Source organism: Candidatus Fukatsuia symbiotica, from assembly GCF_003122425.1.
In the GTDB taxonomy this organism is placed as follows: Bacteria; Pseudomonadota; Gammaproteobacteria; order Enterobacterales; family Enterobacteriaceae; genus Fukatsuia; species Fukatsuia symbiotica.
Genome location: NZ_CP021659.1, coordinates 169,300 through 192,047 on the forward strand (window position 1 = coordinate 169,300; position 22,748 = coordinate 192,047).

The 22,748-nt window shown below is 42.0% G+C and carries 22 protein-coding genes; 18 read left to right on the forward strand and 4 right to left on the reverse strand.

What is annotated here, in order from left to right:
- Positions 1–321: 321 nt before the first annotated feature.
- A complete protein-coding gene (gapA, locus tag CCS41_RS00800; protein ID WP_072550393.1) occupies positions 322–1,329 on the forward strand; it encodes a glyceraldehyde-3-phosphate dehydrogenase in 1,008 nt (335 codons plus the stop codon).
- 51 nt (positions 1,330–1,380) lie between these two features.
- On the opposite strand, the gene dadX is transcribed toward gapA, so the two are convergent.
- Together dadX and fadR are read right to left on the reverse strand one after the other, a co-directional pair.
- The gene (gene dadX, locus CCS41_RS00805) at positions 1,381–2,457 is read right to left on the reverse strand and encodes a catabolic alanine racemase DadX (RefSeq protein ID WP_072550392.1); all 1,077 of its coding nucleotides are present in this window, start codon (positions 2,455–2,457) and stop codon (positions 1,381–1,383) included.
- A gap of 78 nt (positions 2,458–2,535) precedes the next feature.
- Complete coding sequence (gene fadR / locus CCS41_RS00810) at positions 2,536–3,225, reverse strand: fatty acid metabolism transcriptional regulator FadR (protein WP_072550391.1); 690 nt, start codon at positions 3,223–3,225, stop codon at positions 2,536–2,538.
- Positions 3,226–3,485: 260 nt separating this feature from the next.
- Between fadR and dsbB the strand changes: the two genes are divergently transcribed.
- Entirely contained in the window at positions 3,486–4,016 is a 531-nt protein-coding gene (dsbB, locus tag CCS41_RS00815; RefSeq protein WP_072550398.1) for a disulfide bond formation protein DsbB, read from the forward strand.
- A 296-nt stretch (positions 4,017–4,312) separates the two neighbouring features.
- Here dsbB and CCS41_RS00820 read toward each other — a convergent pair whose 3' ends face one another.
- Positions 4,313–4,759, reverse strand: a complete 447-nt coding sequence (locus CCS41_RS00820; protein ID WP_072550390.1) for a YcgN family cysteine cluster protein — start codon at positions 4,757–4,759, stop codon at positions 4,313–4,315.
- A 30-nt stretch (positions 4,760–4,789) separates the two neighbouring features.
- Positions 4,790–5,179, reverse strand: a complete 390-nt coding sequence (locus CCS41_RS00825; RefSeq protein ID WP_119797025.1) for a hypothetical protein — start codon at positions 5,177–5,179, stop codon at positions 4,790–4,792.
- A 211-nt stretch (positions 5,180–5,390) separates the two neighbouring features.
- Here CCS41_RS00825 and dnaX point away from each other — a divergent pair, with 211 nt between their 5' ends.
- The 16 genes from dnaX to CCS41_RS00900 all read left to right on the forward strand — a co-directional run bounded on the left by dnaX (position 5,391) and on the right by CCS41_RS00900 (position 22,712).
- The gene (gene dnaX / locus CCS41_RS00830) at positions 5,391–7,259 is read left to right on the forward strand and encodes a DNA polymerase III subunit gamma/tau (RefSeq protein ID WP_072550388.1); all 1,869 of its coding nucleotides are present in this window, start codon (positions 5,391–5,393) and stop codon (positions 7,257–7,259) included.
- 86 nt (positions 7,260–7,345) lie between these two features.
- Positions 7,346–7,657: a YbaB/EbfC family nucleoid-associated protein gene (locus CCS41_RS00835; RefSeq protein WP_072550387.1), complete on the forward strand. Its 312-nt coding sequence runs from the start codon at positions 7,346–7,348 to the stop codon at positions 7,655–7,657.
- On the forward strand, positions 7,657–8,262 hold the full coding sequence (gene recR / locus CCS41_RS00840; RefSeq protein WP_072550386.1) for a recombination mediator RecR: 606 nt from the start codon (positions 7,657–7,659) through the stop codon (positions 8,260–8,262). The genes CCS41_RS00835 and recR overlap by 1 nt, the downstream gene beginning before the upstream one ends.
- A gap of 344 nt (positions 8,263–8,606) precedes the next feature.
- On the forward strand, positions 8,607–10,592 hold the full coding sequence (htpG, locus tag CCS41_RS00845; protein WP_119797693.1) for a molecular chaperone HtpG: 1,986 nt from the start codon (positions 8,607–8,609) through the stop codon (positions 10,590–10,592).
- Between the two features lie 426 nt (positions 10,593–11,018).
- Entirely contained in the window at positions 11,019–11,705 is a 687-nt protein-coding gene (gene adk / locus CCS41_RS00850; RefSeq protein ID WP_072550385.1) for an adenylate kinase, read from the forward strand.
- A gap of 144 nt (positions 11,706–11,849) precedes the next feature.
- Positions 11,850–12,815, forward strand: coding sequence for a ferrochelatase (gene hemH, locus CCS41_RS00855; RefSeq protein WP_072550384.1), 966 nt, complete (start codon positions 11,850–11,852; stop codon positions 12,813–12,815).
- Between the two features lie 266 nt (positions 12,816–13,081).
- Positions 13,082–13,207, forward strand: coding sequence for a hypothetical protein (locus CCS41_RS16990; RefSeq protein ID WP_275887664.1), 126 nt, complete (start codon positions 13,082–13,084; stop codon positions 13,205–13,207).
- A 55-nt stretch (positions 13,208–13,262) separates the two neighbouring features.
- Positions 13,263–13,694 (forward strand): DUF29 domain-containing protein, encoded by a 432-nt coding sequence (locus tag CCS41_RS00860; RefSeq protein ID WP_072550383.1) that lies wholly within the window; start codon positions 13,263–13,265, stop codon positions 13,692–13,694.
- A 118-nt stretch (positions 13,695–13,812) separates the two neighbouring features.
- Entirely contained in the window at positions 13,813–15,318 is a 1,506-nt protein-coding gene (locus CCS41_RS00865; RefSeq protein WP_072550382.1) for a lipid II flippase MurJ, read from the forward strand.
- A 96-nt stretch (positions 15,319–15,414) separates the two neighbouring features.
- Positions 15,415–16,272, forward strand: a complete 858-nt coding sequence (locus tag CCS41_RS00870; protein WP_240313785.1) for a choline kinase family protein — start codon at positions 15,415–15,417, stop codon at positions 16,270–16,272.
- On the forward strand, positions 16,262–17,206 hold the full coding sequence (locus CCS41_RS00875; protein ID WP_083429608.1) for a DMT family transporter: 945 nt from the start codon (positions 16,262–16,264) through the stop codon (positions 17,204–17,206). The genes CCS41_RS00870 and CCS41_RS00875 overlap by 11 nt, the downstream gene beginning before the upstream one ends.
- Entirely contained in the window at positions 17,203–17,919 is a 717-nt protein-coding gene (locus tag CCS41_RS00880; RefSeq protein ID WP_072550379.1) for an NTP transferase domain-containing protein, read from the forward strand. Before CCS41_RS00875 ends, CCS41_RS00880 begins: the two co-directional genes overlap by 4 nt.
- Positions 17,920–17,939: 20 nt before the next feature.
- The gene (locus CCS41_RS00885; protein ID WP_072550378.1) at positions 17,940–18,704 is read left to right on the forward strand and encodes a phosphocholine cytidylyltransferase family protein; all 765 of its coding nucleotides are present in this window, start codon (positions 17,940–17,942) and stop codon (positions 18,702–18,704) included.
- Positions 18,704–20,425: a phosphoenolpyruvate mutase gene (gene aepX, locus CCS41_RS00890; protein ID WP_072550377.1), complete on the forward strand. Its 1,722-nt coding sequence runs from the start codon at positions 18,704–18,706 to the stop codon at positions 20,423–20,425. Before CCS41_RS00885 ends, aepX begins: the two co-directional genes overlap by 1 nt.
- Entirely contained in the window at positions 20,422–21,612 is a 1,191-nt protein-coding gene (aepY, locus tag CCS41_RS00895) for a phosphonopyruvate decarboxylase (protein ID WP_072550376.1), read from the forward strand. The genes aepX and aepY overlap by 4 nt, the downstream gene beginning before the upstream one ends.
- Complete coding sequence (locus CCS41_RS00900; protein WP_072550375.1) at positions 21,612–22,712, forward strand: 2-aminoethylphosphonate aminotransferase; 1,101 nt, start codon at positions 21,612–21,614, stop codon at positions 22,710–22,712. Before aepY ends, CCS41_RS00900 begins: the two co-directional genes overlap by 1 nt.
- Positions 22,713–22,748 lie beyond the last annotated feature (36 nt).

The window sequence follows — 22,748 nt, forward strand, 5'->3', positions numbered from 1 at the left end:
CGCCGTGTTTTGGTCAAGTAATTCGTCAAAAATAGGCTCAAAATACTCATTTACCTCCTTTTTGTTGTATAAAGAGTAACTGCGTTTTTTCGCCCGTTTTTTCCTTGTCTGAGTGTCGCTTAAGAAGATTTAGAATAGGTTCTAAGTGAACACCGGAATACAGGGCGTCATGATAACGAAAAATTCGTCATAATTCATAACTCCCTGTGTCTGATTTTAATTTATAACGCGTATTGACACGATTCCACTTGACGCTTGCTGAGGTTTTTGTAATTTTACTCGCCACTTTTGTATTCATTAAGACATAGCGGATGGAATATTATGACTATCAAAGTAGGTATCAATGGGTTTGGTCGTATCGGTCGCATTGTTTTCCGTGCTGCTCAACAACGTTCTAACATCGAAATCGTCGCGATTAACGATTTGTTGGATGCCGATTACATGGCCTATATGCTGAAATACGATTCTACACATGGTCGTTTTGACGGTACTGTAGAAGTAAAAAACGGTGATTTGGTCGTTAATGGTAAAACTATCCGTGTTACCGCTGAAAAAGACCCTGCTAACCTGAAATGGAACGAAGTTAATGTTAGTGTTGTAGCAGAAGCGACAGGGCTGTTTCTTACCGATGAAACCGCCCGTAAGCATATCGCGGCGGGAGCCAAAAAAGTGGTGCTCACTGGCCCCTCTAAAGACGATACACCGATGTTTGTCATGGGGGTTAATCATAAAACTTACGCTGGGCAGGAGATTGTTTCCAATGCTTCTTGCACCACCAATTGCCTGGCTCCGTTAGCAAAAATCATCAATGATAAATTTGGCATCGTTGAAGCGTTAATGACGACGGTACATGCAACCACTGCGACACAAAAAACAGTGGACGGCCCCTCTCACAAAGATTGGCGTGGCGGACGCGGTGCATCACAGAATATTATTCCTTCTTCCACCGGTGCCGCTAAGGCAGTAGGCAAGGTGATCCCTGAACTGGAAGGAAAATTGACAGGGATGGCTTTCCGCGTGCCAACAGCGAACGTTTCCGTTGTTGATCTCACAGCACGCTTAGCGAAATCTGCGACTTACAGAGAAATCTGTGCAGCGATTAAAGCGGCCGCTGAAGATGAAGATAAAGATGGACTAAAAGGAATCTTGGGCTATACAGACGATGAAGTTGTCTCCAGTGATTTCAATGGAGAACAGCTGACTTCAGTGTTTGATGCCAAAGCCGGTATTGCACTGAACGATAATTTTGTAAAACTGATTGCCTGGTACGATAATGAAACCGGTTACTCGAATAAAGTGCTAGACCTCATTACCTATATCAGCAAATAATGAATCTTTATTCCGATCTGACTTGAAAACCACCTACGGGTGGTTTTTTCATCAATCAAGATGTGATACGACAGGGACTCTTGCTGCTAACGCACACATGAGTTCATAGCCGATGGTGTTTGCCGCTGCCGCAACCTCATCAATCGATAGATTTTCTCCCCATAACTCTACCTTGCTATTAATCCCTGCTTGAGGGCAAGGCGTTAAGTCTACGGCTAACATATCCATGGATACCGCCCCTATAGTATGGGTTAAAATACCATCGACGATGATAGGTGTGCCCTGGGGCGCATGGCGAGGATAACCATCGGCATAACCGCAAGCCACGATACCAATACGCATGGCAGTTTTGGTATGGTAACAGTTACCATAACCAACATCGGCACCGGCTTCCAGGGTCTGCACAGCCAATAACTTTGAATGTAAGCTCATTACAGGGCGTAATCCTGTATCCTTAAGAGTGGTAACATGACCGTTGGGTGAGGCACCGTAGAGAATAATCCCTGGGCGTACCCAATCATAATGTGTCGATGGATGCCATAAAATAGCAGCAGAATTTGCTAAACTACGTTCAACAAGAATACCCTTACAACTTTCCTCGATAAAGGTGTACTGATCTTGTATACCCACGGTGTTATCAGCATTAGCAAAGTGGCTCATCAGCGTTATCTTGCTAATATTATTGCTCGCTTTCGCTTCTTGCCAAATTTTATACATAGCTTCGCCGGAAAAGCCTAAGCGATTCATCCCACTGTTTAATTTCAAATAAATATCCAATGGTGTTTCCAACTTTGCCTTTTTTAGCGTGGCTAATTGCCAAGCGTTATGCACTGTTGTGGTCAGACGATACCGATCCAACAACGGCAAATCCGATGCTTCAAAAAATCCCTCCAGCAATAAAATCGGCTTTTGCCAGCCTTGTTCACGCAGAAAAATAGCGTCATTCAGATCTAACAGGGCAAAACCATCAGTCGTGGCCAAACTTTGCCAAACACGAGCTAGACCATGTCCATAAGCATTGGCTTTTATTACTGACCATATTTTAGCCTTTGGCGCATAATGTCGTACCACCTTCAGATTGTTACTCAGAGCAGAAAGGTTCAAAATGGCAGATATTGGACGTGGCACGATACTTCCTTAAATAAGAGATGATGTTAGAACCTGTTTAGATCGTCATGAGCGAAAAAGCACAACAGACTTTTTTTTTTACTGACATTGCATATCCTGCCAAATAGCTCTGCTGTTTTTATTGTAAATTCGTAGACAATCTATGATTTGTTCGTGATTTTTTTCTTTACATAAAGCTGCTAATCGACAGTAAAAACTCGTAGCCAGTTTACGTGCTTCAGGATTCGAAAAATAATAACGCCCCATCTTGCTATAAAGCCCTTTCAATCCATTTAGAATTAAACCATAAATGGGGTTACCTGAAGCGAAGGCCAACGCCCGGAAAATATTACAGTCTAGTGTAGTAAACGCTTCTGCGTGATCTTCCACGTTTTCAGCCGTTGCCAAAATTTCTTGCGCTTTATCTGGGTTTTTGCAAAATGCGGTACCTACGAAGAGAGAGGCGATGTTAGTGCGTACTGTCAGTAAGTGCTCGAGCAAGTGCGGTGTGCTATCGTTATCCAACCTTGCTAACGTTTCCAGAATATTTAAACTCGATGTTTCCCAAAAATTATTGACTTTTGTCGGTTTACCATGACGGATGGTTAACCAACCATCACGCGCCAAACGCTGCAAAACCTCCCGTAGCGTGGTGCGAGTAACACCAATAAGCTCTGAAAGTTCCCGCTCCGCTGGCAGAAATGAATCCGGTGGAAAACGTTTTTTCCAAATACTTTCAATGAGATATTCTTCAGCGAAACCGGCAGGACTTTGCGCTTTTATGACCATCTGCTATAACATTCCATAACGATATTTATCGGCGAATTGATGACACTCATCATACCAGATGAAAATACGGTTTCAAAAGAGGTCTGTTAATTATTAGACTTCTTGTGAAACTGTAGTTCGTTATGTGAAGTCAAAGCGCCTGGCATGCAGTAATCGTAATACAAGGATGATTATGAATATCTGATGTTACCCAGCCTGCAAATTATGGATGAATTCGTTTACACTAGGAAGAAATAGCTCATTGCATGGAATATAAAGATATGTTGCAATTTTTCAATCGTTGCTTTAAAGGGCGCAGTGCCTGGTTTTTAATCGGTCTGTCAGGGATAATTCTTGAACTCATCGCGCTTTATTTCCAACACATCATGTTGATGCAACCCTGTGTGATGTGTATTTATGAACGTTGTGTGTTACTGGGAATTATTGTTGCATCATTAATAGGTGCTCTCTTTCCTAATTCACCACTACGCTATGTCGCTATTTTTTTGTGGCTATACAGTGCTGGCAAAGGTATTCAATTAACCTGGCAACATATCATGCAACAATTATTTCCATCCCCCTTTAGTCGCTGCGATTTTTTTGTTGATTTCCCCACATGGTTGCCACTAGACAAATGGTTGCCAAGTATATTTGTTGCCCAGGGTGATTGTTCACTGCAACAATGGCAATTTATGTCGTTTAGCATGCCGCAGTGGTTATTGGCGATTTTTTCTACTTATCTGTTGATCGGTATATTGGTTCTTATGAGTCAATGGATAAAACCGAAAAGACCTTATCTTTTTAAACGCTAATTTTTATTGATCATCTTAACTGAAGTGGCACCGAAAAAGTGCCATTTTTTATTCGTATCGTTAAATATATCTATCAATAAAAATACAATCACATTCTCATTAAAAAATATATCTATTTCATTAGATATAGATGATTTATGTGTCATTAAGAGATTTACAGTGATAGTTTACTACCTGATCTGCATTTGGCGGTGTACCCCATCGATATATTAAGTGATACTGTTATAGTGACACTTTAAAATTTTCAGGTAAAAGCAACATAGTTAAAAAATCTCATAAATCATGAAAGTTAATGACTATCTGATTCTATCAAGTTTATTAATAATATGATCTTCCCAGTCAAATACTTCACTTTCATGTACGGCAATATTGCGTACCGAAATACGTTCACCATGCATTGCGGTTTTCGATCCTGTTAACAACGGGTGCCACAGAGGCAAATCATGGCCTTCAGCGAGCGCACGGTAAGCACAGGTATGAGGAAGCCAGTTGAGTGTTGTCAAATTTTCACGCGTTAATTTAATGCAATTTTTTTCGTACTCAAAACGACGAGAATAGTGACGGCACTGACAAGTTTTGAGATTAAGCTGATTACAGGCCACATTAGTAAAGTAAATTTCGTCAGTGTTGGCATCGATAAGTTTATTTAAACAGCATTGACCGCATCCATCGCAAAGCGATTCCCACTCTTCGTCTGACATTTCAGCCAAAGTTTTTTGTTGCCAAAAAGGAAGTTGTGACATATTCAGTATCCATTGCAATATGAGTTCAGGCTAAGTTAACAACTGCTGAAGTATCGATACACAAAAACTTGTTTGGAATCTATTGTGTTCGCTAATAATAGTATCCACATACATCTTTCTCTTTACAGGAGTAATAATCCCGTTCTTTTTTCCCCTTTGAGCTTCTTGTCGTTCCAGTCTTTCTTCCTGTATCTTTTCTTCCATTATTCTAGCAGCTTCTTTCTTGGCATCTTCTTCTGCTGCTGCTTTTTTCTGTAATTCCTCAAGATCGTCTAACTGTTTTCTTTTTTCCAAATATTCAGGTGAAGGTTGGCTGTGCTCAGGCACAGGAGGGTGATAAGTAAAATCAGGGCTAGCAAGGCAAAAGGTAAAAGGCGCTGCACCGCTAACTAGCAATAGACCGAGAAATTTTCGTTTCATTATTAATCTCCGTGCATAACCTCAGTATCAGTAAAGGCAGTATCATATATCACAATGCTAAAACCTTCTACGGAGTCATTGATTCAGGGTTTTGCGTCCAGGTATTCAGAATTTTTTCTAAAAAACTGAAAATTTGTGGCTAATATAGAGGCCGTTAACCTTAAGGCTGTGTTAGCATGGTGAACCGGATTGTCTGACTTTTTTGGAATTAATGAGCTATCAGGTTCTTGCCCGTAAGTGGCGCCCACAAACCTTTGATGCGGTGGTAGGTCAGCAACACGTGCTGACGGCATTGGCTAATGGCCTTTCGTTAGGGCGTATTCACCACGCCTACCTTTTATCGGGCACGCGTGGCGTTGGAAAAACGTCGATTGCCCGCTTGTTGGCGAAGGGGCTTAACTGTGAGCAAGCAATCACCTCGACTCCTTGTGGACAATGCACTCATTGCCAGGAAATAGAGCAAGGACGTTTTGTCGATTTGATCGAAATTGATGCCGCTTCACGTACTAAAGTGGAAGACACTCGTGAACTATTGGATAATGTACAATATGTGCCGGCGCGTGGTCGTTTTAAAGTTTATCTGATCGATGAAGTTCATATGCTCTCTCGTCACAGCTTCAACGCACTGTTGAAAACGCTAGAAGAGCCCCCCGCTCATGTAAAATTTGTTCTTGCCACGACTGATGCACAAAAATTGCCGGTCACTGTCCTTTCACGTTGTCTGCAATTTCATCTGAAAGCGTTAAATGTGCAACAAATCTGTACTCAGTTGGAAAAAATCTTACAGGCCGAAGGAATTATCAGTGATCCTCACGCTCTGCAGTTATTAGCTAAAGCAGCGAACGGTAGTATGCGCGACGCACTGAGCCTGACCGATCAAGCCATTGCCATCGGACAAGGCAAAGTGACTACGGCTCCCGTCAACCAAATGCTTGGCACGCTGGATGGTGCACAGCCATTAGCCATTATTGAAGCACTGGTTAGCGCTGATGGCGTACAATTAATGGCTCAGGTAGAACAAGTGGCATCACGGGGTGTCGACTGGGAAAACCTCCTTATTGAGGCGTTAACGTTATTACATCGTATTGCTATGATGCAATTATTGCCTACACCCTTCGATAGTCCGCTAAATGATCAGGATACGCTAACAGAACAACGTTTACACGAACTGGCAAAAATACTGCCTCCAACTGATATTCAGCTTTACTACCAAACGCTACTTATCGGGCGCAAAGAACTGTCTTATGCCCCAGATAGACGTATGGGGGTAGAAATGACTTTACTGCGTGCATTGGCATTTCATCCACAAACACCTATCTCGGAACCTCAGGTGCGACCGTTGAACACGCCACAAAAAAATATTACTGTTACTCCACCACTTGTTAGCTCTACGATTAATGATATAGATAGCACTAACAACGAAACCCGATCTACTCCCTCTACTATCACGGTTCAGTTGTTGCAGGCACAAACACAGTTATTCCAGCAAAAAAAAGATCTATCGACTAAGAAAAAACCATCCGCTGAAAAAAGCCTACCAGTTGAAAAAAACAGGACAGATACAAAAAAGGCTTATCACTGGCAGGCGAAAACGCAGCCGATTGCCGTAAAAGCGGTGACGATACTACAAACTTTACGTAACGCATTACAAAATAAAGAAAACCCTGAACTAATGGAAAAATTGACGCAAGAAGCCATTATTCGCGATCCCTGGGCTAAGGAGCTAGATAAGCTAACTATGCCTAAAATGGTACAGCAGCTAGCACTAAACACGTTTAAACAACAAATTGCGCCTGAGAATATTTGCCTCCACTTACGCTCTGCACAACGCCATTTGAACTCCTTGTCGACACAAAAAACCTTAGCCGATGCGCTGAGCGCTTTGTACGGTAAACAGGTTGAACTCGAGGTGGTTGAAGATGATAATACGGCACAACTCACTCCGTCAGAATGGCGCCAAGCCATTTACGCAGAAAAACTGGCGCAGGCGCGTCAATCGATTGTGGCGGATAACAACATCCAAACGCTACGTCGTTTTTTTGATGCTGATCTGGATGAAGAAAGTATCACACCAATCTAATTATTCAGCTAATGTTACAAAGTACCCTTTTAACTCCCGCGATCAATACATGATACAGCACCGCGGCCTGACGACGAGAAATCACTATGTTAAATATCCTGGAACAAGCCCAGAAAATGCAAGACCGTATGCAAAAAGTGCAAGAAACATTCGCCGAATTAGAAGTAATCGGTGAGTCAGGAGCAGGTTTAATAAAAGTGACTCTAAGTGGAACCTACAATTGTAAGCGAGTTGAAATTGATCCCAGCCTGATGAATGATGGTCAACAAATGTTAGAAGAATTGACTGCAGCCGCGTATAACGATGCAGTGAAGCGTCTTACGGCACTACAAAAAAAGAAAATGGCATCTGTGGTCAACGAAATACCATTACCCCCAGGCATGCAGATACCATTCTGATGTCAACCCCTCTTTTACTTGGATCCTTGATGGAAGCATTACGCTGTTTACCTGGTGTCGGCTTGAAATCAGCGCAACGGATGGCTTTCCATTTATTACAACGGGATCGTAGTGGTGGTATGCGATTAGCGCAATCGCTGACACAGGCGATGTCTAACATTGGCCATTGTGTCAGTTGCCGTACTTTTACCGAGGAAAAGAGTTGTACTGTTTGTGTTAATCCGTATCGACAGAAAAATGGTCAAATCTGTGTGGTTGAAAGCCCAGCGGATGTCCATGCTATCGAGCAAACCGGTCAATTTTCTGGTCGTTATTTTGTGCTAATGGGGCGTTTGTCTCCGTTGGATGGCATCGGTCCCACTGATATTGGTTTGGATTTATTAGCAAGTCGCCTGGCAAGTGAGACTTTCAGTGAGGTGATCCTGGCGACAAACCCTACGGTTGAAGGGGATGCCACGGCACGGTATATCGGTGGAATCTGTCAGCAATATCGGGTTCCAGCTAGCCGAATTGCTCATGGTGTACCCGTTGGTGGTGAACTGGAAATGGTTGATGGCACCACTTTATCGCATTCATTGATTGGGCGACAGAGGCTAATATACTGACATCATTCTTAGAACCTGTTCGAAATCTCTTGTGCTCGCCGTATTTTGGTCAAGTCATTCGTCAAAAACGTGCTCAAAATACTCATTTATTTCCTTTTGTATACAAAGAGTAAACTGTGCTTTTTCACCCATTTTTTCCTTGTCTGAGCGGTCGTTCAAGAAAATTTGGATAGGTTCTTAATGGTCATAGATGACTCGTTCATTGATTGACTTGCGAATAATTCATTGACCATCGTCTCTTTTTGCTGATTTTTCGATTTTCTCACTTGAAACCCTTCATTGTTACCCCCATTTAGTTGACACTGCTTTATTTACCAGCCTTGGATTGAGGTAATTTAATGAATATGAAAAATCAAGAAACTCGTGGATTTCAATCTGAAGTCAAACAATTGCTCCATTTGATGATCCACTCGCTTTATTCCAATAAAGAAATATTTTTGCGTGAACTGATTTCAAACGCTTCGGATGCCGCTGATAAACTGCGTTTTCGTGCACTTTCGATGCCTGAACTCTATGCCGGCGATGCTGTATTGCGAGTTCGTGTCTCGGTTGATAAAGAAAAACGCACGTTGACCCTAAGCGATAACGGCATTGGTATGAGTTATGATGAAGTGATTGATAATTTGGGAACCATTGCTAAATCGGGCACCAAAAATTTCCTTGCGTCTCTGGGGTCAGATCAAGCCAAAGACAGTCAGTTAATTGGTCAATTTGGCGTTGGCTTTTATTCTGCTTTTATCGTAGCAGATAAAGTCACTGTTCGTACCCGTGCTGCTGGTGAGCCAACCGATGCCGGCGTATTTTGGGAATCTGCCGGAGAGGGTGATTATACTATCGCCACCATCCCCAAAGAAGATCGCGGTACTGAAATTACACTGCATCTACGTGAAGGTGAAGATGAATATCTCGACAACTGGAAAATACGCTCAGTCATCAAAAAGTATTCCGACCATATCGAGTTACCGGTAGAAATCGAAAATAAAACAAAAGTAGAACCCGCGGTAGAAACCAAAAAAGATGAAAACGTAGATGCAGATAACGAATCTGTTGTCGACGCTGAAGCGAGTGATGATACCGCTCAAGATCCTCCAGTGCCTAATGAAACAGAGGAAACGGTCACCTGGGAACCGATTAACAAAGCCAAGGCACTATGGCTCCGTAGTAAAAGTGAAATTAAGGACGAGGAGCACAAAGAATTTTACAAGCATATCTCTCACGATTTTAACGATCCATTAGTTTGGAGCCACAACCGTGTGGAAGGTAAGCAAGACTATACCAGCTTACTGTATATCCCTAAACAAGCACCTTGGGATTTGTGGAACCGTGAACACAAACACGGGTTAAAGCTTTATGTGCAGCGGGTATTCATTATGGACGAAGCAGAACAGTTCCTGCCTAACTATCTGCGCTTTACTCGTGGTTTAGTTGATTCGAATGATCTACCGCTCAATGTATCACGCGAACTTTTGCAAGATACCAAAATTACTCAAAATTTGCGGAGCGCATTAACAAAACGTGTGTTGAAAATGTTGACAGATCTGGCCGAAAAAGACAGCGAAAAATATCAGCAGTTCTGGCAACAATTTGGTCTGGTCTTAAAAGAGGGACCAGCCGAAGATCATGCTAATAAAGAAAGCATGACTAAACTATTACGCTTTGCTTCAACACATAATGACAGCTCAGAACAAACCATTTCTCTGGAGGATTATAAAGGACGAATGACAGCGGAGCAGGATAAAATTTACTTTATCACTGCTGATAGCTACACCGCGGCGAATAGCAGTCCACACCTGGAATTATTCCGCAAGAAAGGGGTTGAAGTGCTACTATTATCCGATCGTATCGATGAATGGATGATGAGCCATCTAACTGAATTTGAAGGTAAAGCATTCCAATCAGTGAGTCAGGTTGACGATTCGTTAAAAAAGCTGGCTGATGAAGAAACCCCTGAACAACAAGCAGCAGAAAAGGCGTTGGCGCCTTGTATCGAAAGAGTAAAAACACTGTTAGGCGACAGGGTAAAAGATGTACGATTAACACATCGTTTAACAGGGACGCCGGCTATCGTCACCACGGATAGCAATGAAATGGGCACTCAGATGGCGAAATTATTTACTGCTGCGGGCCAAAAAGCGCCGGAAGTAAAATATATTCTCGAGCTAAATCCAGAGCATGAATTAGTTAAACGTGTTGCTAAAACTGAGGATGAGAGTCAATTTGCAGAGTGGGTCGAGCTATTTTTTGAGCAGGCGTTACTGACTGAACGAGGTACGTTAGACAATCCTAGCCAATTTATGAACCGCATGAATAAGCTACTATTGAGCGCGTAATTTTTCTTAATTGCCCCCCTAGCAAAAGCCGTGGTTGCCATTTATAAGTCTCCCACGGCTTCTTCGTCAAAAAACGAAAAAACAACAGATTTCTTACAAAACCTACTATTCATTTTTATCCATTTAGTTCGCTGAAAAATCCAAATGGCATGTTCTAAAAATCTCGTCTAGCACGGATCCCATTGCTTTACTGCCTTGAGCCACGCCCCTATGCGATGCTATAGTTGCATGCACATATAAAACAATAGACTTCTTGCAAAATCTACCCTGTACTGCAAATTCTGTGTTACGTGGTTGTTCGCAATCTTCATGTTCTCGCATGTACCGTGCAGTTACTGCGCTCTAGGCGCCTTGACTTCACAGTACTCGCTGTGGTTTTGCAAGAAGTCTACTATACAAAACTACATAATTAAGGGAATTTACGCAATGCGTATCATTCTGCTGGGCGCTCCGGGCGCTGGTAAAGGCACTCAAGCTCAATTCATCATGAAGGAATACGGCATCGCACAAATTTCCACCGGTGACATGTTGCGAGCTGCCGTTAGGACGGCTTCTGAGTTGGGTCTACAAGCAAAAAAAATCATGGACGAAGGCAAACTCGTCACTGACAAATTAGTTATCGCATTGGTTGAAGAACGCATCAAGCAAGATGATTGCCGTGATGGTTTTCTGCTTGACGGGTTTCCTCGAACTCTTCCTCAGGCAGATGCCATGAAAGCCGCGGGTATTAAGATAGATTATGTACTGGAATTTGCGGTGCCTGACAAAATCATCATCGAACGCATCGCTGGCCGCCGTGTTCATGCCGCCTCGGGTCGTATTTATCATATAAAATTTAACCCACCTAAAATTAAAGACAGAGATGACATCACTGGTGAGCAACTCAGTATTCGTAAAGATGACCAAGAGGAGACAGTACGTAAACGTCTGATTGAATATCACCAGCAAACTGAACCCTTGCTTTCCTATTATCGTCAAGAAGCGAATGAAGGTAACACGCACTATTTTAAACTCGATGGTAATCGCGAAGTCAGTGAAATCAGCGCCGAATTAGCCACTATCCTTGGTGAATCATGCGATGATTTTTTATCTGTTTTGAGCAAATGTAAGTAAAGATTACAATCGGTAAAAGTTGCCACAAATAAAGGTTGTCGTAAGTAAAAATGATAGTTATCATGCCCGCTCTGTTTAGCTTGTGGTCTGATTGGGTGGCTTGGTAAGCCATGTGTTGTATAATGAATAGCAAAGGAATTAGGCATAATGCACAATAAAGTTGGTGTACTAATGGTTAATTTAGGTACGCCTGATGCGCCTACTTCTCCTGCTGTCAAAAATTACCTGGCACAATTTCTCAGTGATCGCAGAGTCATCGAGACCTCGCCTTTATTGTGGTGGCCGTTATTGCATGCAGTGATCCTGCCGTTTCGTGCATCCCGTCTTGCTAAACTTTATCAATCCATCTGGATGGAAGAAGGGTCGCCGTTGTTAGTTTATAGTCAGCGCCAACAAAAAGCCTTAGCGGCACGCCGCCTGCCAGATGTCTCTGTTGAGTTAGGCATGAGTTACGGTTCACCCTGTTTAGCTAAGGCGATTAAAAAACTGTTATCACAAAACCTGACTAAGCTCATTATCTTACCCCTTTATCCACAATATTCCGCTTCGACCAGTGCAGCCGTTTGGGATGCCGTAGCGGATATTTTAAAAAGATACCGCTGCTTGCCATCCATTCATTTTATCCGCGACTATGCCGAGCATCCAGCCTATATTGATGCATTAAAACAAAGTGTTGAGCGCTCATTTAAAAAGCAGGGTCAGCCGGATAGGTTAATTGTTTCATTTCATGGTATTCCTAAACGTTATGCAAAACTGGGTGATGATTATCCTAAGCGCTGCGAAGACACCTACCGTGCGCTGCATACTGCTTTGGCGTTGCCAGAAAATAAGATGATCATGACGTATCAGTCACGCTTTGGCTGTCAGCCTTGGTTAACACCTTATACGGATAAAACATTAAAAAAATTACCCGTTCAGGGCGTGAAACATATCCAAGTCATATGCCCAGGTTTTGCAGCCGATTGTTTGGAAACCTTAGAAGAGATCAAGCAACAGAACCGTGAGATATTTCTAAAAGCGGGCGGGGAAAAATTCGAGTATATCCCGGCATTGAATGACGCGCCGGCGCATATTGATTTATTAGAACAGTTAATTGTTGTGAATGCATAATAAAAAAATATTGAATGAGATGATTGACCACTGATTTTTTTATGAAAATCTTTGTATTGTCGTGGTGATCGTATAGCGAGCAAGCCAAACGTATCTTTATTACCACAAAAATAAAAATTTAGAGAGCGTATTGGCGGCTGTAAGTCAAGGGCGGTAGCGTGTCTGATGCTCTAACACAGTGACTTAAAAACTAAATAAGCGGATATATACACATAACAAAAGCTCGTCGTGGTTTTTCTTTTGAAATAAATAAGTTACACAGAGATATGGTTATAAATTTTGAAAAACTTAACAAAAAAATCGATAAATTCGGTGTACAGCTTACAGTGAGATTAGGTGGCATATTAGTATTCGCTATCAGTATCATCACTGTGCTGCCAAAAATACTATAAGTGATGCAATAATTTTCCCAAATCCATAAAACCACATTTGAGTACCGAGGAAATGATGGCGACTCGTTATGACAGCGATTTTCACGGTTGGACGCAAGAGCAAGCTAATTTGCTCCGCGCTAACAATCTGAATCAGTTAGACACGAAAAACCTCCTGGAGGAGATCGAATCAATGGGACGCAGTGAACGCAGGGAATTGCGCTCTAGGCTAGAAATTCTACTTGCTTACCTCCTAAAATGGCAATATCAACCGGAAAAAAGTGGGCGTAGTTGGCAATTAACGATAGAAGAACAACGCGCTAAAATAATGGAATGTCTCGACGACTCTCCGAGTCTAAAAAACAAGCTCAATGAACACCTTGAAAAAGCCTATGCTTCTGCGCGCCGATTAGCTGAAAATGAAACACAAATGAGTCAATCGATATTTCCTAAACACTGTCCTTGGACGTTTGAGCAGATCATTAGTAGTGAATTTTTTCCTGATTAACCCTCGTTTTTGCTATCAACAAGTAAATTGGATAAAGCTGATAAAATAAAAAATTCATGTCTAAAGTTCACCACAGATATTCTTGAATATTCTCCATTAACCTATTGAAAACTTATTAATGTATCCAGAATCTTTTTTAAAATCGATTAACTCTGCTATTTTCTGGCGAGGATTCAGTAAATTATCAGGTCTAGCTAAGCATGTTATCATCGCTGGTGTTATTGGCTTGAGTGCTCAGCTCGATAGTTTTTTTATGATGATGGCGTTACTGGGTATCCTGGTGCTTTCTTGGGGTGAAATGGTTGATATCATGGCCGTTCCTCATATGGTACAAAGTTGGCAAAAAGGAGATACAGAAGAATTTAAAAAAATTGCATCGGGTTATATGACACTTACTTTGCTAGGATCCTTGTTACTGGCTTCACTGATTTATTTTTTTCGAGATAAATTACCGCTGTTGGCTATTGGCTTTGAAACGGAGAGAGGGCAACTTCTGATTGATGCTGTTCCTTGGTTGTTACCCGCCATTATTTTTTATATCCCTTTTCGGCATATTGGTGCTGTTTTACGCGCTAAGCGACAATTTTCACCGCTCTATCAAGCTGAATTTTTATTATCACTGGCTACATTGCTATGTGTAGGGTTCTTTAATCAACAGCACAATGTTTTATTTTGGTCTTATAGTCTTGGGATAATGGGGGCATTTTTATATCTTCTCGTGAGGAATTGGCGTTTTTTCCTCCCGCTTGGTAATCCTTTTTCACTCACTGTGCGTCAATCACTGGTAATGGCACCTGGACTCTTTATTCTACAAAGCGCACAATATGTTTACGTTTTAACTGACCAGATATTTGTTTCATTTTTACCTACCGGTATGGTTTCAGCATTGTTCTATGCCACGATTCTAATCTATTTGCTACCTAGTGTTATTGGTTTAGATAGTGCTTTTATTACAGTCATTTCAGAACAAACTGACAAACAACAACGAACAAAAAAAATTAATGATTTATTGGCATTAGTGATTTTTTTTAGTTTGGGTGCCACTCTCTTTATTCTCGTGGCAGGTAAAAACGTCATTGCAATGTTACTTGAGCGCGGTTTGTTCACCACAGCGGATACTCAAAGTGTTGCTATTGCTTTGATGGCATACAGTGGCGTCATTTTACCTTCTTTTCTTAATAAGCCCTTCGATCAAATTTTCCAAGTAGAGCGTAAAATTGGCTTAATAGTACGGCGCACTGTGCTGGGTTTTATGACTAATTTAATTCTAAACAGTGTATTTCTTTTTATCTTTCATTGGGGATTATTCGGTATTGCATTGTCTACTTCAATTAGTTATTGGGTAATGCTATTAACCAGTTTACAAGCGTTAAGAAAAATAGGTTATCCAATAGATTTATTACGTGCATTGAAATGGGGAATGTGGCTTGCTCTATTTTTAGCTATAGCTTATTTCTGTTGTAGATTTGTTCTCATTTATTTTACTAATAATTTGGTAATATTGGCTTCATGTGCTTTATTAGTTGCTGGTGCTTTATTTTTAGCGGCACTATTTTACCAAGGTGAAGAGAAAAAATTAATAAAAATGGTCATTGAACGTTATAAAACATTCAGTCTTGTATGATATGTATTTTCTATATAAAATAGGCAGTTATTTATTAATAGTGAGTAGTGAGTAGTGAGTAGTGAGAATAAAATTATAAGGAATTTGCTTGTTAGGGTGCTGAATTTAAGTCAAAAAGATAAAGTACATATTACTCCTATTGGTGGTATGACAAACACTAACTACCTTGTGGTAACTGAGACAATGAAAGTCGTTTTACGTCTGCCTGGTATGGCTACTGAACATCTTATCAACCATAGTTATGAAAAGAACAACAGCAAATTAGCTGCCACAATTGGTATAAATACAGAAACGATTTATTTTGATAGTACTACAGGCATTAAAATAACTACGTATATTCCTAATGCAGAAACATTAAGTCCTAGTATTGTAAGAAAACAGGACAATATTGAAAAAATCAGTTTTTGTTTCCGTCGATTGCATCAATCAAACGTTAAATTTGCTAATGAGTTTAATGTTTTTTCTGAATATAAAAGATATAAAGATATTTTATTAGATTTAGGTAATGCCTATTGTAGCCTTCCTCATTACAAGGCTATTTTTGATTACTTTCATGAAGCACAGAAAATTTTACAAAAATTAGATCAAGATAGATGCCCTTGTCATAATGATTTAGTTGCCGCAAATATTGTTAAAAGTGGCGATAGAATTTATTTAATTGATTGGGAATATTCTGGCATGAATGATCCAATGTGGGATTTAGCCTCACATTTTTTGGAATGCCAATTTACCCCTGAGGAAGAGAAAATTTTTTTAACTTTCTACTTTGCAGGAAATATTCCAGATAGATCCAGACAAAAAATACTGTTATTTAAATTTACTCAGGATGTATTGTGGACATTTTGGACAGCAATAAAAGAAAAAAATGGTAACAATTTTGGTGATTATGGTATCAATCGATTTAAAAATGCATATCAACTGATGTATCAATATCAATATCAATATGAAAAATAGCACAAGAGCAGGAACTTATTATGGCCTACTCTCTGGCGTTTTATGGGGGGCAAGTGGTACCTTAGTGGGGATGGTGTTGATAGACAAACATCTGCAGAATCTTTTATTTGCTCCTATAATTTTAGCATTTATCAGTGATTTTTTATCAAGTGGTTACATGCTATTTTACCTTATCAAAAAAAAGTACCCTGTTAAAGAAGCACTGACTGAGCGTCAAGCACTAATTATATCTGTTGCTGCTCTGTGTGGTGGACCCATCGGTATGTCTTGCTATTTTATGGCAATTAAATACATCGGAGTTGGCTATGCAGCGACTATTTCTGCGTCTTATCCTGCTTTTGGTGCTTTAATTGCTTTTTTATTTCTAAAAGATAAATTACATAAAATCGGCGTATTAGGGCTTTTTCTATCAATCATTACCACGATGACTTTAGGGTACGGTGCTGCGACAGATTCAGAATTTAGTCTGATAGGACTTTTATTTGCCTTAATGTGTGCTGTCAGTTGGGGTTTGGAAGTAGTGATAAGTTCTTATGGTATGAGAAAATCTATTTCTCCTGATGTCGCTTATTTTATTCGACAAATTTCATCATCTTTTGGCTATGTACTTTTATTTGCAAGCGTGATTCCTTTTTCTGATATTACAGAATATTATTTTATGGATCTAAAAATAATATTACAGATAGTTGTGGTATCACTCATAGCAACGGGTTCTTACCTCTACTACTATCGGTCTATTAATCTTGTTGGTCCTATTCGTGCGATGGGACTGAATATTACTTATGCTGTTTGGGCTGTTTTATTCGGCTGGTCAATATCAAATAATAAACTCGATGCCCAGTTGATTATATTATGCTGTATTATTATGATAGGGTCTTTCTTAACCGTCAGTAATCCTAAAAGTTTGTCCATATTATTAAGATATAATAAATGAATGCCATTATTCTAGCAGCAGGCTTAGGTTCGCGTTTTGGCGATATAACGAAAAAAAATCATAAAGCATTATTGCCTGTTGGTAGTATGCCTAATATTGAAAGAACAATTAATTCTTTGAAAGAATTTGGCATTATAGAAATTCATATTGTTACCGGACATATGCATCATTTATTTGAATATTTAAAAGAAAAACATGCTTGCAACTTGATTTATAATGAAAAATACGCACAATACAATAGTATTTATTCATTATACTGTGCGCAAGAATTTTTCAATGATACTTTGGTTATTGACGCTGATGTGGTATTACTAGAAAATATTTTTCAACAGTCATTGTACAGTTGCTATTATATTATTCAAAGGTCAAGATCAGAAGAAAATGAATGGGTACCCTGTCTAAATGAAGAGGGTTTTGTCGAGAATATTGTGGTGACGAATAAATATCTCCCTTCGTTGCTAGGTGTTTCGTACTGGGTTCAAACAGACTGTCAACTTATCAAAAAAAAATTGTGGGAATATTTAAAAGATGAAAAAAACCTGATCAATCCAAAATTATATTGGGACAATATCCCTGTTTCTATATTAAAAAAACTCAAAATAAAAACATTTTTAGTGACGGAAACAGTAGCGGCTGAAATGGATACTTTGGATCATTATAAAATGATATCTAGTCAGTTAGGTTCGGCACCTATGGCAGCATTCAAACATTAACTATATCAGGAGATATTTTTATGCGATCCATCATTCTTACTGCTGGTCGTGGCTTACGTTTACAGCAACCTGAAGACCAGCAAATACCGAAGTGTCTGTTGCAATTTGGAGGCATGAGTTTACTCGAACGGCACCTTAGGCTACTCAAAAATGTTGGGATCGACGATATTGTTTTAGCACTGGGTTTCCGTCACGAATTGATTGAAGCTGAACTCCAGCGTCTCAGTTGGCAACCACGCCCTGAAATTGTACTGAATCCACATTTTGATCTCGGCAGTGTATTCACTGTTCACACTGTGACCGATGCCCTGATTCGGGGTGGAGATGTGTTGCTGATGGACTCCGATGTATTGTATGACGAACGTATCCTAGGTGCTTTGGTTTCGGATCCGCCATCAGCTAATCGTTTACTCATTGACTACGATTTCGAAGCAGGTGATGAACCCGTCAAACTGTGTTTACGCGACGGTGTACCCATTGAATTACGTAAGCAACCCGTCGCTGGCCTGCAATACGACACTGTTGGTGAGTCGGTTGGTTTCTTCCGTTTTGATCAGTCGAGCGCCCGACGTCTTGCTGCCATCGTTAACCATTATGTCGATAGCAACCGTGCACATCTGCCACATGAAGAAGCCGTACGTGATTTGCTACAAGAAGGTCATCACCTGTTCGATGTCAGTGACATCACAGGGTGCCCGTGGATAGAAATTGATTTTCCCGAGGATATGATGCGTGCAACCCATGAAGTCTTGCCGCAACTACAACCATTATTAGGAATTGTTTAATGAATACCGTTTCCCCCACTGATGCCATTGACTCTGCCGAAAGTCGCGTTACACAGACTCATTGCGCGCAATTACGCCAAATGTTGTTAAGTGATCAACTTGAATTTCTCATGGAAGCCCACAATGGTTTGTCTGCACGTATCGTACGCGAAGCCGGTTTTCGTGGCATTTGGGCGTCGGGTCTGTCGATTTCAGCGCAATTCGGTGTCCGCGATAACAATGAAGCAAGTTGGACCCAAGTGGTTGACATGCTTGAGTTTATGGTTGATGCCAGCAACCTGCCTATCTTACTTGATGGTGACACCGGTTACGGCAACTTTAACAATATGCGCCGCTTAGTGCGTAAGCTTGAACAACGGGGCGTTGCCGGTGTTTGCATAGAAGATAAGCAATTTCCAAAAACCAATAGCTTTCTCAATGGCGAACGCCAGCCGCTGGCAGAAATCGAAGAATTTGTCGGCAAAATTAAAGCCGGTAAGGACACTCAGAGCGATCCCAATTTTTCCATTGTCGCACGTGTCGAAGCATTGATTGCCGGTTGGGGCATGGATGAAGCCTTACACCGTGCCGAAGCTTACCGGCTCGCAGGAGCTGACGCGATTTTGATCCACAGTAAATTATCAAAACCGGACGAAATTGTCACTTTCGCACGTGAGTGGGCAGGTCGTAGCCCACTGGTCATCGTGCCAACCCGCTACTACAGCACACCGACCGACGTCTTTCGCCAAGCCGGTATCAGTACTGTAATCTGGGCAAACCATTCGGTACGTTCAGCAGCCTCAGCCATGCAAAGTGTCGTTAAGGAAATTTATCAAAGTCAGACGTTGATCAATGTAGAAGATCGCATTGCTTCCGTTAACGAAATTTTTCGTCTGCAAGATGCGGCTGAATACACTGCCGCTGAAGAAACTTATTTATCGGCTTCCAATGCCCCCGGTGCCGCGCTCGTGCTAGCGGCCAGTCGTGGGGCACGTGAGCTGGAGGCTATCACGCATGACCGCCCAAAAGTCATGTTACCGATTGCCGGTAAACCGCTGTTACGTTGGTTGGTCGATGGTTTTAAAAAAGAGGGTATTAATGACATCACGGTAGTCGGTGGTTATCGTACGGAGGCAATCGATAATACCGGAATTAAACTGGTCGTCAATCAACGTTACGCAACAACCGGTGAGTTGGTATCACTGGCCTGTGCCATCGATACATTTAACGGCGATGTCGTGATCTCCTATGGTGATTTATTATTTCGTCACTATGTATTACGTGATCTGGTCGAGAGCAATGCTGAGTTTTGTGTCGCCGTTGATTCGTCACAAACAGTTGCTGACAACCGTACTGTACGTAATTTCGCTTACTGTACGGTCAAAGACGATCGAGGCATGTTTGGTCAAAAGGTATTGCTCAAGCATGTCACCAACGGTTTAACCACCGTGCTTTCTGAAGATACTCTGGCGCAAGGACGCTGGATTGGCCTACTGAATGTGCGTGGTAAAGGGCTAACCAAATTGAAGACGGTGTTAACAAATCTACGTAGGCAACCTGATTTCGATACGTTTGGTATGCCAGAACTACTCAATGCGTTGATCGCAGAGGGTGCCTCCATAGAAGTACTTTATGTGCATGGTCATTGGCGTAGCGTGAACGATCTCAGTGATTTCACCAATGCGCAGACGCCGCTAAAAAGTATAGAGGATGTGTCGTACGAACAGGAGATCGATCGATGATTGAAGCACGCCAGTTTGTTGAAGCGGCGCGTGAAAAAGGCTTTGACTGGTATGCCGGTGTGCCGTGCTCCTATTTAACCCCCTTTATCAATTATGTGCTGCAAGACCCCTCTCTACATTACGTATCCATGGCTAATGAAGGCGATGCCGTCGCGTTGATTGCGGGTGTTGCACTCTCGGGGGCGCCTGGGTTGTCTCACCGGCGTGGTATTACAATGATGCAAAATTCGGGGCTGGGTAACGCAGTCAGTCCCTTGACGTCGTTGACGTGGACATTTCGTCTGCCACAGTTATTAATCGTGACCTGGCGGGGTCAGCCGGGTGTCGCTGATGAGCCACAGCATGCATTGATGGGTCCGATTACACCCGCGATACTGGAAAAGATGGCGATCCCTTGGGAAGTGTTTCCTACCGAGCCTGATGCCATCGTCCCAGCTCTGGATAGGGCAATAGCCCATATGGACAAAACGGGGCGACCCTATGCGCTAGTGATGCAAAAGGGGAGTGTGGCTTCTTATCCGCTCAAATCTAGTGTCACTACAGTGTCGAATACTAAATCCGTCTCCTGCGTAGTGTCGAAATGGCGCGGCCTTGAGTCTACAGCGAGACCATCACAATGCCAGGCGTTGCAAAAGGTGGTCACTCAGACGCCAACCGTTTCGACGGTGGTTTTTGCATCAACGGGATTTTGTGGGCGGGTATTGTATGCCATCGACGATCGACCCAATCAGTTATATATGGTCGGATCAATGGGTTGTGTGGTGCCATTGGCGCTCGGATTCGCCTTGGCACGCCCAGATTTAAGGGTGGTGATACTCGATGGTGATGGTGCAGCATTGATGCGTATGGGAGCATTTGCCACTGTGGGTGCTTATGGTTTGTCCAACCTGCAACATCTATTACTCGACAATGGCGTACACAATTCAACCGGAGGACAAGCGACAGTGTCGTCTCATCTCTCATTTGCGGGTGTTGCCGCGGCCTGCGGTTACGTGTCGTCACTTGAAACGGATGATATTGAAGAAATCGATACTTGGTTAAGTTCAGCGCCCTTAGCTGGCCCCCGTTTTGCCTGCCTGTTGACGAACACCGGCATGCCTGAAAGTTTACCCCGTCCCTCTATGACTCCTGTTGAGGTGAAAACACGTTTGATGCGACATATTAACCCGACTACTGGAGTTAACTAATGCTATTACTCAATCCTGGCCCTGTCACACTCACAGAATCTGTACGTAGCAGTTTATTACAGCCTGATTTATGTCATCGTGAAAGCGAATTTTTTGATTTGCAAGATGAGATAAAAATGCGGATCTTAAAGGTTTATGCGCTGGATCCCGCAGAGTGGGCAGCAGTACTTATCACAGGATCAGGTACGGCTGCTGTTGAAAGTATGTTGGCGGCATTGATCCCTAAAACAGGTCGCTTGCTCATTGTTGAGAACGGTGTTTATGGTGATCGTATCGCACAAATTGCTGCCCAGTACGATATTGTGCATACCAGGATCGTCGGTGATTGGATGCAGGAACCTAACCTCGATGTGATTGCCGCGGAACTTGATGCGACACCTAAAGATCAGCGTTTCACTCATTTGGCCATGGTACACCACGAGACCACGACCGGGCGACTTAACGATTTGCACTCTCTGAGCAAATTATGTCGTGAACGTGGCATCAAGTTACTTGTCGATGCGGTTAGCAGTTTCGGTGCGGAACCATTAGATTTTTCCGACGAAAGCCTAGTCGGCATCGCGGCAACGGCTAATAAATGCCTGCATGCGGTGCCAGGTGTGTCTTTTGTGATAGTACGGCGTAGTGCACTGATTCAGGCAACCTGTCGTACCTATTATCTTGATCTTGTCCGATTGGTACGCTTGCAAGATCAACGTAATACGCCATTCACACCTGCGGTACATGCCTATTATGCGTTAGCGGCAGCACTGCGTGAATTCGAAAAACAGGGCGGTCGAAGCGCACGTTACCAACATTATTCAGCACTGGCCGAACAGGTACGGACAGGAATGGAGGCGCTCGGAATTGAGTCAGTCATACCCATTTCTCAGTCATCAGTCGTGCTACGTGCTTACCGTTTACCGACAGGGCTTACCTATGCCAGGTTACATGATGCATTGAAAGCAGAAGGTTTTGTGATCTATGCGGGGCAAGGAGATTTATCGAAAACACTGTTTCGGATCTCCACTATGGGCAATCTAACTGCAGCTGATATCTGCCGACTGCTGGAAGGCGTTGCTAAAGTTATAGAGCCAAAAGATGAGCTAACTTTTACGTAAAATCAAGTGATTTCTAAATATATTAGTGGGATATAC

Excerpts from the sequence above, each read along its gene's own strand:
- CCS41_RS16990 (WP_275887664.1), top strand. The coding sequence starts at position 13,082 with ATGGTTATAAATTTTGAAAAACTTAACAAAAAAATCGATAAATTCGGT.
- CCS41_RS00860 (WP_072550383.1), top strand. The coding sequence starts at position 13,263 with ATGGCGACTCGTTATGACAGCGATTTTCACGGTTGGACGCAAGAGCAA.
- recR (WP_072550386.1), top strand. The coding sequence starts at position 7,657 with ATGTCAACCCCTCTTTTACTTGGATCCTTGATGGAAGCATTACGCTGT.
- CCS41_RS00880 (WP_072550379.1), top strand. The coding sequence starts at position 17,203 with ATGAATGCCATTATTCTAGCAGCAGGCTTAGGTTCGCGTTTTGGCGAT.
- CCS41_RS00900 (WP_072550375.1), top strand. The coding sequence starts at position 21,612 with ATGCTATTACTCAATCCTGGCCCTGTCACACTCACAGAATCTGTACGT.
- CCS41_RS00885 (WP_072550378.1), top strand. The coding sequence starts at position 17,940 with ATGCGATCCATCATTCTTACTGCTGGTCGTGGCTTACGTTTACAGCAA.
- CCS41_RS00835 (WP_072550387.1), top strand. The coding sequence starts at position 7,346 with ATGTTAAATATCCTGGAACAAGCCCAGAAAATGCAAGACCGTATGCAA.
- aepX (WP_072550377.1), top strand. The coding sequence starts at position 18,704 with ATGAATACCGTTTCCCCCACTGATGCCATTGACTCTGCCGAAAGTCGC.
- gapA (WP_072550393.1), top strand. The coding sequence starts at position 322 with ATGACTATCAAAGTAGGTATCAATGGGTTTGGTCGTATCGGTCGCATT.
- dnaX (WP_072550388.1), top strand. The coding sequence starts at position 5,391 with ATGAGCTATCAGGTTCTTGCCCGTAAGTGGCGCCCACAAACCTTTGAT.
- CCS41_RS00875 (WP_083429608.1), top strand. The coding sequence starts at position 16,262 with ATGAAAAATAGCACAAGAGCAGGAACTTATTATGGCCTACTCTCTGGC.
- CCS41_RS00865 (WP_072550382.1), top strand. The coding sequence starts at position 13,813 with ATGTATCCAGAATCTTTTTTAAAATCGATTAACTCTGCTATTTTCTGG.
- htpG (WP_119797693.1), top strand. The coding sequence starts at position 8,607 with ATGAAAAATCAAGAAACTCGTGGATTTCAATCTGAAGTCAAACAATTG.
- aepY (WP_072550376.1), top strand. The coding sequence starts at position 20,422 with ATGATTGAAGCACGCCAGTTTGTTGAAGCGGCGCGTGAAAAAGGCTTT.
- fadR (WP_072550391.1), bottom strand. The coding sequence starts at position 3,225 with ATGGTCATAAAAGCGCAAAGTCCTGCCGGTTTCGCTGAAGAATATCTC.
- CCS41_RS00820 (WP_072550390.1), bottom strand. The coding sequence starts at position 4,759 with ATGTCACAACTTCCTTTTTGGCAACAAAAAACTTTGGCTGAAATGTCA.
- dsbB (WP_072550398.1), top strand. The coding sequence starts at position 3,486 with ATGTTGCAATTTTTCAATCGTTGCTTTAAAGGGCGCAGTGCCTGGTTT.
- adk (WP_072550385.1), top strand. The coding sequence starts at position 11,019 with ATGCGTATCATTCTGCTGGGCGCTCCGGGCGCTGGTAAAGGCACTCAA.
- CCS41_RS00825 (WP_119797025.1), bottom strand. The coding sequence starts at position 5,179 with ATGAAACGAAAATTTCTCGGTCTATTGCTAGTTAGCGGTGCAGCGCCT.